A 10909-nucleotide genomic window follows, 5' to 3' on the forward strand; every position below is an offset into this window, starting at 1 on the left:
CCTGCCTACTGCCGGATCTGCACCCCGGCGTCGGCCAGGCCGCGGATCACCTGGGCGGACTCACCGAAGCCGATGATCAGCACGGCGTCCGCGCCGAATGCCTTGATCTCCTTCGCGCCGCCGCTGAAGTCGACCGGGGCGGCCTTCGCGTCGGCCGGCGGCTCGTACGTCAACAGCTTGAGCCGGTCGTTGGCGATACCGGCCTTCTCCAGCTCGTCGCGGACGGTGCCCTGGAGGCCCTCACCGTAGGAGTCCTTGCGGGCGACGATGACGATCTTCTGCGACCCGTCGCGGAGGATCACGTCGGCCAGCGCCCGGCCCTGGAGGCTGTCCGGCGGGGCGGTGCGGAAGTAGAGGCCGTTGTCTTCCACGTCGGTCAGCCCGCTGTCGGTGTTGGACGGGGAGAAGAGGACCTTCCCGGCCTGCACCACGTCCGGCAGCACCGCCCGGGAGATGCCCGAACCGCCGGCACCGATGATCACGCTGACGCCGTCCGTCACGTGCTTGGCCACCGTCGCCTTGGCCACCGCCGGGTTGGTGCCGTCGTCGCCGTCGAGCCACGTCACCGGCTTGCCCAGTGCGCCGCCAGCGGCGTTGACCTCCTTGATCGCCAGCGCCGCGCCGGCGGCCATCGGCGGGTAGGCGATCGAGAGGTCACCGGTCTTCGGCAGCAGGCCACCCAGGATCAGTGGCTCCTGGTCGGCGGCGGCGCCACCCGGGCGCTGCTTCTTCGGCTTCGGCGGGGCCTTGGTGCTCGCCGCCGACTCGATGCCGGCACCGACGAACTCGGTCTTGCCGTCGTTGATCTGCTGCCCGTCGAAGGTCAGCGTCGCGTAGCTCGCGGTGGCCGGCTCACCCTTGTCGGTGAAGCCCGCCCGGGTCAGCGACACGCTGCGGTACTCGATGTCCTGCCCGTTGCGGGCCAGCGCGAGACAGCTCGTCGGGTTTTCGCAGCGCTGCCCGTCGTTGGTCACGGCGACGATCTGCTTCGCGATGTCGGTGGGGTCGGTGCTGCCGGCCAACTGGGCGGCGAGTACGGCGATCACCACCGCGTCGTACGTCTCGGCGGAGTAAAGATAGTCCGTCAGCGCCGGATTGACGGCCCGTAGCCGGCCCTTGAAGTCGTCTGGCAGCGGCACGAGGGGCGTGGTGCCCTTCATCCCGTCGACGAGACTCGCCCTTTCCTTCAACTCCGCTGGATAGGAGTTGAGCATGTTGCCGTCCGTGCCGTAGAGGCGCACCTGTTGGGCGCTGGCCTCTTCGGGCTTGTCATCCCCGCAAGCGCTTGTGGCGAGCAGGATCGTCGCGCAGGCAGCCAGTGTGGCTACCCGCGAGCGGCGTGATACGAACATGGTCGTCCTTCCTCCGGCGAAGGTCCGCTGCGCACATTAGCGTGCCGAGGCCGGCGGCGGGACCGTGGAGGTGGCGTAATGCGCAGGTAGCTCGCGTTGAACACGGACAGTGACGGTTGAGGGGGCACTTGACCACCCGTCCTACTGTGCGCTGCGTGACGGACCTACCACAGCAGACGTTCGATGACGCGGCCGCCGTGCTCCGTTCGGCGCTGACCGGCGATGGAGACGCGGTGGTGGGAGCCTTCGACGCGGTCGTCGACCGGGCCGGCCTGGACGGCGCGTACGACGTCGCCTGGTGCCTGGCCGCGACGATGCTCGGTGACGCGCCGGCAGCCAGCGGGGCGGCGCTCGACTTCCCGGGGATCGACCAGGCCGGGTACGACACCCGCTGGGTGGCCCGCTTCGTCAGCGCGTACGCGAATCGGGACGAGCCGACCGGGGAGGCGCTGTTCGGCGCGGCGGCCGCCGACGGGCTGCTCCCCGACTGCCTGCTCACACTCGCCGGTTCGACGATCGCCACACTGCGCAGCCGCGCGGAGTGAACCGCCACCGGGTCGCGGCGTCCGTCGGGGGGCGGACGCCGCGACCGTGCGGGTCGCTCAGAACGCGTGGTACGCGATGAGCGGTTCGTACTCGTAGCGCAGGTTCTCGAAGCGGACCCGGAAGTTGACGCCGTCCCGGACGTCGGTCGCCACCGTGATCCAGCCCGAGTTGGCCGGCAGGTACGTCCAGTAGTTGCAGGCGCTCGTCTTGTCGACGAAGATCACGCACGCGTCGGTGCCGTACACGCTCGCGTTGCGCACGTTGATGTCGCGGCAGCGCGTCGTGGTGCGGTACTGGCCGGCTGAGCCGCCGTAGCGGCCGGTCTCGAAGTACGACCGGACCGCCCCGCCGTAACAGGTGGCGAGCGGGGCGAACACGTTCGGCCCGGAGCTGACCGGCGTGGTCGGGGTGGTCGGCTCTGCCTGGGCGGGCGTGCCGACGGCGAGCAGTGCGATGGCCGTGGCGACGGCGAGCAGACGAGCGGTCGGGGATGGCATCCGTTCGTTCCTCCAAACAGTTGGTCAACGGTCCGTGTCGGACTGATCATCTGGCCGTGACGATGATACGTATCGATCGATTGCCGCGCGGCCCCGGTGGTGTCCGGCCCGTGTGGTAGCTCTGTAGGCATGTCCGAGGCCATGCTCAGCAAGGTGCGCAAGCTGTTGGCCCAGGCCGAGGACCCGGCCTGCACGCCGGCCGAGTCCGCCGCGTTCACCGCCAAGGCGACCGAGCTGATCGCCCGCTACGGCGTCGACCGGGCGCTGCTCGCCGCCCGGGACCCGACCACCGACCCGGTCGGCGATCGGGTGCTCGACGTCGTCGCCCCGTACGCCCGCGACAAGGTCGGCCTGCTCGCCGCGGTGGCCGAGCCGCTGCGCTGCCGCTGCGTACGCCGCCGGCAGGGCAACGGCTTCGCCCTGCACCTCTTCGGCTTCGCCAGTGACCTGGAACGGGTCGACCTGCTCTTCACCTCACTGCTCGTGCAGGCGGCGCACGGCCTGGCCGCCACCGAGGTGCCCGCCGACGACCACCCCGCCGCCTTCCGCCGCTCCTGGCTGGCCGGCTTCGCGGAGGTGGTCGGAGGGCGACTCTGGGCGGCGGAGTCGGCGGCGGCCAGCGAGTCGGGCACCCCGTCGGTGGCGCTGGTGCTGGCCGACCGGTCCGACCGGGTGCAGCGCCGGCTCACCGAGGAGTACCCACGGCTGCGTACGGCACCGCCACGTCGGTTGGGCGGCACCGGCTTCGGTTCGGGGGCGGAGGCCGGGGAACGCGCGAACCTCGGTGGTCGGGACCTCGGCGGTGCCGCTGCCGGTCGGCGGCTCGGCCAATGACCCGGTAGGCCCGTCAGGCCGCCGTGCTGGGGCGATGACGCGACACCGTGGCGACGTAGCGGGTGAGCAGCTCGTGCCAGCCGGCCGTGAGCGCCTTGCGGTAACCCTCGGCAGCCTCGCCGTGCCGGTCGAAGTGCCGGTGCTCCAGTTCGAGCCGGGTCTGTTCCGGCCCCTCGGCATGGAACAGCACCTCGACCTCGCTCGCGCGGGCCGGGTCCGGCACCGGTGCCCGGTCGGGGCCGATCTGCCACACGAAGACCAGTCGGCGAGGCGGATCCCAGGTGAGCACCCGGCCCCAGTCGGCCCGGAAACCGTACGGGCCGATCTCGTAGAGCATGCCGCCGGCCCGAGGCTCCATGCCCAGCTCGGCCAGTGCGTCCGGGCCGGACCAGGTGTATTCGGTGACCCACCAGTCGGTCAGCTCGTCGCTGAAGACCGCGAATGCGTGCTCGGCAGCACCCGGGACGAGAACGCTGCACCGGAGAGAGAACTGGCCGACGTCCTGCCGGATGTCGGCCGGATCAGTCAATTCCTGTCCCATAGGCCCGGACCATACCGGCTGATGCCTCGGTGTGCAGCTTCGCGCGGTGCCCGGTTCCAGACAGAGGGTCGTCGAGTCGTCACGGACGGGATGCCCGGCCGGAAAGCGGGTAACCGCGCGGACGACCGGGACTTTCGGGCGGGCGGGCGGGAGATCATGAGCGAGAACGCGCAGCAACGAGGGCCGGACCGGACCGTCGACGACGCAGCAGACCCGGACGTCCTGCTCGACATTCCGAAGGTCACCGTCGACTCCATCCGACTGGCGGTCGACGGTCTGGAGGCCGACCTGTCGCTGCGGGCCCGGGTGGCGAACCTGCTCCAGGTCGACGCCGGCGTACGGGTGCACCTCAACGGCGGTGAGTTGAACATCGACGGGGTGAACGCCGAGGCGCAGCTGCGGGTGCGGTTGGAGCAGTTGACCAGAATCCTGGGCCGCGCGCTCGACACGCTCGACCACAACCCACACATCATCGAGACGCTCGCGCGCACGGCCGGCACCGCCGTCGACGACGTGAACCGCGGCGCCCAGCAGCTGGCCGCAGGCTCAGCGGAGATCAAGGCATCGGCTCGACGCTCGGACGACGTCCGCGACGAGCCGAGCCGGCAGGTCGGTGCGGCCAGCCCAGTGGCCGACCGCGACCGGCTGGGCTCCGACCGGACTGGTCCAGGTTGGCCATCGGGCTCTGGTCAGACGGGTCCCGATCGCCGTGGTCTCGATCAGCCGGAGCTGGATCAGCCGGGTTCCGGGCGACCGGGTCCTGACCGGCCGGATGCGGATCGGGCGGATGCGGGTCGGGCGGATGCGGGTCGGTCCGGGGCTGGCCCGGTCGGCTCAGGACCGGGTGCCGGCGGTCCTGGACCGCGAGCCGGTGGCCCAGGACCGGCCGACCAGGCGCAGCCGCAGGGCCAGCGTCCGGAGGGCCAGCGTCCGGAGGGTCAGCGTCCGGAGGGCCAGCGTCCGGAGGGGCAGCAGCAGGAGGGCCAGCGTCCGGAGGGCCAGCGTCCGGAGGGGCAGCAGCAGGAGGGCCAGCGTCCGGAGGGCCGTGAGTCGGAGACCGGCCCGCCGGCTGCTGATGGCTCGGAAGGTCAGCGGCACGAGGGTCCGCGTCGCACCGAAGAAGCCCGCAAGCGGTCGGATGGGTCGGGTCCGAGCCCGTCCGGTGGCGGCGACGGTGGTCTGCCGGGCGCGGCGCAGGCTGCGGCGCAGAGCGCAGCCCAGTTCGCCGAGCAGGCGGGGGAGACGCTGCGAGAGGCCGGACGCAGCGTGTGGGAGGCGATCCAGGTCAGCGTGGCCCAGCATCGCCCGCAGGGTCGCCGCGACCACTGACGCCGTGCGGCCGTGCGGCATGTCCGCCGTCGCTGCCCTGATGCGGAGGTGACCGCAGGCATGATCGACTCGGTTTCCTTGAATACGCGGTGTCGCGCCAGCCGGGACCCCGCGACTTCCAGAAAGTCGTGTTGATCACGCCCGCCAAAGCAAGATCCCCACCTGCGTATTCGCTGGTGGGGATCTCTGTAGCCCGGCGAAAGGCTATGTGGCCAGGGGCGGGGTCGAACCGCCGACCTTCCGATTTTCAGTCGGACGCTCGTACCAACTGAGCTACCTGGCCGTGTCGCTCGGCTCATGTTACCCGGCAACCGGACGAACCGGCGGCAAGGCGACCTGCTCCGATACGCAGAACGCCGCGCGGGGCGCGGCGTCAGCGCTGCGGTCCTGACGGGACTTGAACCCGCGACCTCCGCCTTGACAGGGCGGCGAGCACTCCAACTGCTCCACAGGACCTAGCTTGTGTTGCTCCGGCTTGCGCCGGCCTTGCCCCGGCTTTCGCCGGTCGTGCCCCCAACGGGATTCGAACCCGTGCTACCGCCTTGAAAGGGCGGCGTCCTGGGCCGCTAGACGATGAGGGCGGCCCCGCCATCATTGCACACTCGCAACTTCAAGCGGACTTGCTCCCATCCGGCCCCGCCGGAGGCTCCGAAAGCATACGTGATGCTCCGTCGGTCGACAAAATCGGTGTCGGCAAGGGCTTGGGACGGGCAATAACAGCAGGTCAGAGCGGTTCTAGTGGAGTCGGGTGATGCCGAAGCGCTGCTTCAGATCGGCGATCATCTTTGGGCATGCGGCGAGTGTCGCGGCCCGATCACCGCCTCCGTCATGCAGAAGAACGATCGCACCGGGCCGGGTGGCGGCGTGGACACGCTTGCCGATCGTGGCTGCGGTCGGCTTGTCCCAGTCCTGCGGGTCGACCGACCAGTGCAGTGGACGCATGCCGAGGTCCTTAGCCACCCTGACCACCTCCGACGTCCACCGGCCGCCGGGCTGCCGGTAGAACGACACCTTCGCGCCGGGAACGGCCTTCTGGATGGCCTTGTTGGTGCGGTCCAGGTCGGCCCGGATTTCGCCGACGGGTCGACGGGCGAGCTCGAGGTCGTGTCGCCAGCTGTGGTTGCAGAGCTGGTGTCCCTCCCGGACGATCCGCCGGACCAACTCCGGGTGACGCTGTGCCTCGCGACCGACGACGCAGAAGGTCGCTGTCACCTTGGCGGCCTTCAGCTGGTCGAGCACCTTGGGTGTCCAGGCCGGGCTGGGCCCGTCGTCGAACGTCAGGGCCACCGGGCGTACGCCGGTGTTGCGCCCCAGGCCGGAGGGGAGCTTGGCCGGCAGCGGCCGCAGTGGCGGCTTGGCCGGCTTGGTGACGCTGGGGTGCGGTTTCGGGGTGGGCGGCGGTGTCGATGCCACCGGCTTCGGAGCGGCGGCGGGTGTGATGGTGCGGGTTGGCTGGGCGCAGCCGGACAGGAGCAGCGCCACGGCGAGGACGGACGCCAGGATGGCGCGGGCTTGCATGTGCTCGCTCCCGGAGGGTCGGGGTAGGCGGACCCGCCCGACGGTAGTTCACGCCGCGATCCGGCGACAGTGCGATCAGTCACGCCTCGACTGGTCCAGGGAGTCGCGGACGGCGGCGGAGAGCGAGACCGCCTCGGCCAGGTCGACCGGCCGCACCACCCCGGCGGGCAGTGTGTCGGCTCGCCAGCCGGGGCCGGCGGCGAGCACCAGCAACGGGCGCCGGGGGGCAGCGAGCAGTGCGCTGAGTTGGGTCGGGTCGGCGGTGGCCCGGGTGTGCGACCAGAGCACCACGGCGGCGGGTCCGGTCCGGTTGACCGCCTCGACGAGAGCGGCCACCGGCACCCGGGCGCCGAGCATCCGGTAGCTGACACCGGCTTCCGCGAGAGCTGCCGCCAACGCTTCCAGTGGCAGCGTGTGCTGTTCCTCGTCGGCGCAGGAGAGCAGGATCCGGGCCGGCCCGGTGGGGACCTTGGCCCGACTGGCCGCCGCGAGCGCTTCCGAGACGCAGCGGGACATCAGGTGTTCCACCTCGATCAGGCCGGCGGTGGCGGCGTGCCGTTCGCCGATGCCGGCGAGCACCGGGCGCAGCAGGCCCTCCCAGGTGGCCACGACCCCGTTGGTGGCCAGGGCGTGCGCGATCGTCTCGCTGATCGCCGCCGTGTCCAGTCGCATGGCGGCCCGGGCCAGGCCGCGCGCCGCCGGACCGGCGCGGCCGACCGGGATGGAGCCGCCGCCGTCCCGGCCGGTCGGGTGGATCCGGGCGGGGGCGACGGTGCCGTTGGGCATCGGGTCCGGTGCCTGGCGGGCCCAGCGGGCCGCCTCGGCGGGGCTCACTCCCTCGGCGGTGAGCCGTCGCATGATTTCGAGACGGGCCAGATCGGTGGGTGTGTACCGGCGGTGGTGACCGGGGATGTGTTCGCTGGGCCCGAGCCCGTAGCGCTGGTGCCAGGTGCGGAGGGTCGTCACCGCGACCCCCAACCGACGTGCGACGGCGCCCGCGCTCAGCGCCTCATCGACCACCCGACCGCTCCGCCGTGTCATCCGCCGACGATCCGGGCAGCGTCATGGCCGGGCCGGTTGCGCCCGACCGGGACTCCGCGGGGCGGAGCAGCCGGTGCACCACCCCGCCCAGCCAGGGCGCGTACGACCGGGGGTCGAGCTTCAACTCAGCCTCCAACGCGGCGGGGTCGGCCCACCGCAGCTCGGCTACCTCGTCCGGGTCGGGCAGCAGCGGAGCGCCGGGCAGGAACTCGCCGCGCAGCACGTGGTCGTACTCGAACTCGACCCGACCGGTCGCCGGGTCCTCGGCGTAGTAGACGTAGATTCCGACCTCGGTCAGCTCGACCGGGCCCGCGCCCAACTCCTCGCGCAGCCGTCGGTTGGCCGCCTCGGCGAGCGACTCGCCAGGCTGCGGGTGGCCGCAGCAGGAGTTGGCCCAGCGCAGCGGGAACCGGGTCTTGACGGCGGCTCGGCGCTGGAGCAGCACCTGGCCGTCCGGGTCCACCAGCAACACCGAGAAGGCCCGGTGCAACTGCCCCGGTGGTTGGTGCGCGGCCGCGACGGTCGTCTCGCCGTGGGCCGTGCCGGTCTCGTCGACCAGCTCGACAAGGTGCTTCTCGCGGCTGCTCATCGGCCTTCCCCGGTGATCCGGCCGGCGGCGAGCTTGCCGGAGATGAGCACCATCGGTACGCCGACGCCGGGTTGGGTCCCGGAGCCGACGAAGACCACGTTCGACAGGTCGCGGTGCAGGTTGGACGGGCGGAACGGGCCGGTCTGAAAGAGGGTGTGCGCGGCGGCGAACGGGGTGCCGGCGGCCATCCCCTGCTCCTCCCACTCGGCGGGGGTGATCGCCCGGAGCACCTCGACCCCGGCGCCGAAGCCGACGTAGCCGCGCTCCTCCAGGGTGCCGATGAGCTGGTCGGTGTAGCGCTGGGTCAGGTCGCCGCGCCACTCGAACGGCGCCCGGTGCAGGTTGGGCACCGGGGCGAGCACGTAGTAGGTGTGTCGGTCCGGCGGGGCCACCGCGGGGTCGGTCCGGCTGGGGTTGGTCACCAGCAGCGACGGATCGGTCATCAGCTCACCCCGTCGGATGACCTCATCGAAGGTGCCCTTCCACGCGCGCCCGAAGTGGATGTTGTGATGGGCGATCTTCGCATAGGCCTGTCGGGAGCCGACGTGCAGAACGACGCAGGACGGCGAGTAGGTGAGCCGGCGCTGCGGCGCGGCGGGGAGCAGGTCCCGGTAGGCGACTGGCAGGTCGGGGTTGAGCACCACCACGTCCGCCGGCACCAGGTCGCCGTCGGCGGTGAGCACGCCGGTGGCGCGGCCGTTGACGGTCTCCACCCGGGTCACTGTGGTGTCGTACCGGATCTGCACACCGTGCTTCTCGGCCGCGCCGGCCATCGCCCTGGAGACCGCGTGGATGCCGCCGCGTGGGAAGTAGACCCCGGCCACCGAGTCGAGGTACGCGATCACCGCGTAGATGGCCAGCGCGTCGTGTGGCGCGAGGCCGGCGTACATCGCCTGGAAGGAGAAGATCCGCTGGGTACGCGGGTCCCGGAAGAACTGGTTGATCTTCGTCTGGAGGCGTCGGAAAGCCCCGCCGCTGAGCAACTTGAGCAGGTTGCCGGTGATCAGGTCGGTCGGCGCGTCCAGGTTGCGCTCGATGAAGTCGGTGCGCTCCAGCCGCCACAGCTCTCGCGCGTACTCGACGAACCGCAGGTAGCCGTCGGCTTCCCGGGGCCCGCACACCCGGGAGATCTCGGCCGCCATCCGGGTGGTGTCGGTGAGCACGTCGAGGGTCGAGCCATCCGGGTAGTACGCCCGGTAGGCGGGGTCGAGCGGGGTCAGGTCCAGCCAGTCGTGCAGCTCCTCGCCGACCGCGCCGAGCGCCTCGGCGATCAGGTCGGGCATGGTGAGCACGGTCGGGCCCGTGTCGAACTCGTAGCCGTCCACGCCGAGGCGTCCGGCCCGCCCGCCGGGCACCGGCTCGCGTTCCAGCACCGTCACCTGTCGACCGCTGCCGGCCAGGTGCAGCGCGCAGGCGAGCCCGCCCAGCCCGGCCCCGACGACCACCACCCGGTCCGTCCGTCCTGTCACCGTCCGCACGTGACCACCTCCTTGCTCAAGTCGCTCATCAGGCCCGCCGGTTGGCAGCGGCGGTGGCCAGCCCCGTCAATGCGGTCCGCGCCGTCTGGTCCACGGGTGCGGTGTCGAGCGCGGCCAGCGCGTCGCTGACCCGCTCGGCGATCATCTGCTCCACCCGGGTCACCGCGCCGGTCTCGGCGACCAGCTCGGCGAATGTGTCGACCGATCCGTCGGCGGCCCGCTCCAACGCCGCGAGCTGGGCCGGGGTGGCCAGTTCACGGGCCAGCGTGAGCAGCGTGGTCGGCTTGCCGGTGCGCAGGTCGTCCCCGGCCGGTTTGCCGGTGGCCGCCGGGTCGCCGTAGACGCCCAGCAGGTCGTCGCGGAGCTGGAACGCTTCGCCGACAGCCAGGCCGTAGCGGGAGTACGCGGAGACCAGCGGGTCGTCGGCGGGCACCCCGGCCAGGCAGGCGCCGAAGAGCAGTGGTCGCTGGACTGTGTAGCTGGCGGTCTTGTAGCGGGCCACCCGTAGTGCCCGGTCGACCGACCAGCTGGCCGGGTCGTTCTCACCGAGCACGTCGAGATACTGCCCGGCGACCGTCTCGACCCGCATCTGGTCGTAGCAGCGGCGCACCTCGAAGAGCCGGCTCGACGGCACCGAGGCGTGGGCCAACAACTGGTCGGCCCAGACCATGCAGAGGTCGCCGATGAGCACGGCGACGGCCTCACCGAACCGGCCGGGATCTCCCCGGTGGCCGGCGGCGACGTGCTGTTCGGCGAGCGCGACGTGGGCGGTGGGCCGGCCACGGCGGGTGGTGGACGCGTCCATGACGTCGTCGTGCACCAGCGCGAAGGTGTGCAGCAGCTCGAGCGCGGCCAGCGCGGGCAGCACCGGTGGCAGCGCCGCGGTGCCGCCGACGGCCCCACGCCAGCCCCAGTAGGCGAACGTGGACCGGATCCGCTTGCCGCCGGTCAGGACGGCTTCCCGCGCGGTGGCGGCGAAGCTGCCCATCGACGCGTCGATCTCGTTGAGGGCGTCGACCTCGGCGGTGAGGAAAGTGTCAAGGGTTTCATCGACCGCCGTGACCAGATCGTGGGTATAAGCAGCCAGAACGGCGCGGACCGGATCGTCTCCGTCGGCCGGCCCTGCCGGCGCCACGCGGGTCACGTTGCCCGCAACTGCGTCGTTGGCCATGCGGCTGAGCGTA

At 71.7% G+C, this 10909-nt stretch carries 11 protein-coding genes and 3 tRNA genes; 3 read left to right on the forward strand and 11 right to left on the reverse strand.

The window, feature by feature from the left end:
• Positions 1–5: 5 nt before the first annotated feature.
• Positions 6–1352, reverse strand: coding sequence for an ABC transporter substrate-binding protein (locus AB0B68_RS02610; protein ID WP_357208503.1), 1347 nt, complete (start codon positions 1350–1352; stop codon positions 6–8).
• 155 nt (positions 1353–1507) lie between these two features.
• On the opposite strand from AB0B68_RS02610, the gene AB0B68_RS02615 reads away from it, so the two are divergent.
• Positions 1508–1897: a hypothetical protein gene (locus tag AB0B68_RS02615; protein WP_357208505.1), complete on the forward strand. Its 390-nt coding sequence runs from the start codon at positions 1508–1510 to the stop codon at positions 1895–1897.
• A 57-nt stretch (positions 1898–1954) separates the two neighbouring features.
• Here AB0B68_RS02615 and AB0B68_RS02620 read toward each other — a convergent pair whose 3' ends face one another.
• Positions 1955–2395, reverse strand: a complete 441-nt coding sequence (locus AB0B68_RS02620; RefSeq protein WP_357203060.1) for a hypothetical protein — start codon at positions 2393–2395, stop codon at positions 1955–1957.
• A 129-nt stretch (positions 2396–2524) separates the two neighbouring features.
• On the opposite strand from AB0B68_RS02620, the gene AB0B68_RS02625 reads away from it, so the two are divergent.
• Entirely contained in the window at positions 2525–3229 is a 705-nt protein-coding gene (locus tag AB0B68_RS02625) for a DUF2786 domain-containing protein (protein ID WP_357257558.1), read from the forward strand.
• Between the two features lie 13 nt (positions 3230–3242).
• On the opposite strand, the gene AB0B68_RS02630 is transcribed toward AB0B68_RS02625, so the two are convergent.
• Complete coding sequence (locus AB0B68_RS02630) at positions 3243–3770, reverse strand: SRPBCC family protein (RefSeq protein WP_355004723.1); 528 nt, start codon at positions 3768–3770, stop codon at positions 3243–3245.
• Between the two features lie 156 nt (positions 3771–3926).
• Between AB0B68_RS02630 and AB0B68_RS02635 the strand changes: the two genes are divergently transcribed.
• Positions 3927–5099 (forward strand): hypothetical protein, encoded by a 1173-nt coding sequence (locus AB0B68_RS02635; protein WP_357257560.1) that lies wholly within the window; start codon positions 3927–3929, stop codon positions 5097–5099.
• A gap of 209 nt (positions 5100–5308) precedes the next feature.
• On the opposite strand, the gene AB0B68_RS02640 is transcribed toward AB0B68_RS02635, so the two are convergent.
• The 8 genes from AB0B68_RS02640 to AB0B68_RS02675 all read right to left on the reverse strand — a co-directional run bounded on the left by AB0B68_RS02640 (position 5309) and on the right by AB0B68_RS02675 (position 10896).
• Positions 5309–5382: transfer RNA gene (locus AB0B68_RS02640), tRNA-Phe, on the reverse strand.
• A 99-nt stretch (positions 5383–5481) separates the two neighbouring features.
• Positions 5482–5555 (reverse strand) — tRNA-Asp (locus AB0B68_RS02645).
• A 52-nt stretch (positions 5556–5607) separates the two neighbouring features.
• Positions 5608–5680 (reverse strand) — tRNA-Glu (locus tag AB0B68_RS02650).
• 154 nt (positions 5681–5834) lie between these two features.
• The gene (locus AB0B68_RS02655; RefSeq protein WP_357203068.1) at positions 5835–6617 is read right to left on the reverse strand and encodes a polysaccharide deacetylase family protein; all 783 of its coding nucleotides are present in this window, start codon (positions 6615–6617) and stop codon (positions 5835–5837) included.
• 75 nt (positions 6618–6692) lie between these two features.
• Positions 6693–7637 (reverse strand): MerR family transcriptional regulator, encoded by a 945-nt coding sequence (locus AB0B68_RS02660; protein WP_357203107.1) that lies wholly within the window; start codon positions 7635–7637, stop codon positions 6693–6695.
• Positions 7627–8247 carry an isopentenyl-diphosphate Delta-isomerase gene (gene idi, locus AB0B68_RS02665; protein WP_355004726.1) on the reverse strand — a complete coding sequence of 207 codons (621 nt, stop codon included), beginning with the start codon at positions 8245–8247 and terminating at the stop codon, positions 7627–7629. The genes AB0B68_RS02660 and idi overlap by 11 nt, the downstream gene beginning before the upstream one ends.
• On the reverse strand, positions 8244–9725 hold the full coding sequence (gene crtI, locus AB0B68_RS02670) for a phytoene desaturase family protein (protein ID WP_357203073.1): 1482 nt from the start codon (positions 9723–9725) through the stop codon (positions 8244–8246). Before crtI ends, idi begins: the two co-directional genes overlap by 4 nt.
• Positions 9726–9753: 28 nt before the next feature.
• Positions 9754–10896: a polyprenyl synthetase family protein gene (locus tag AB0B68_RS02675; RefSeq protein ID WP_357257562.1), complete on the reverse strand. Its 1143-nt coding sequence runs from the start codon at positions 10894–10896 to the stop codon at positions 9754–9756.
• Between the last annotated feature and the right edge of the window lie 13 nt (positions 10897–10909).

The organism is Micromonospora sp. NPDC049049 (assembly GCF_040649115.1).
Taxonomy (GTDB): Bacteria; Actinomycetota; Actinomycetes; order Mycobacteriales; family Micromonosporaceae; genus Micromonospora.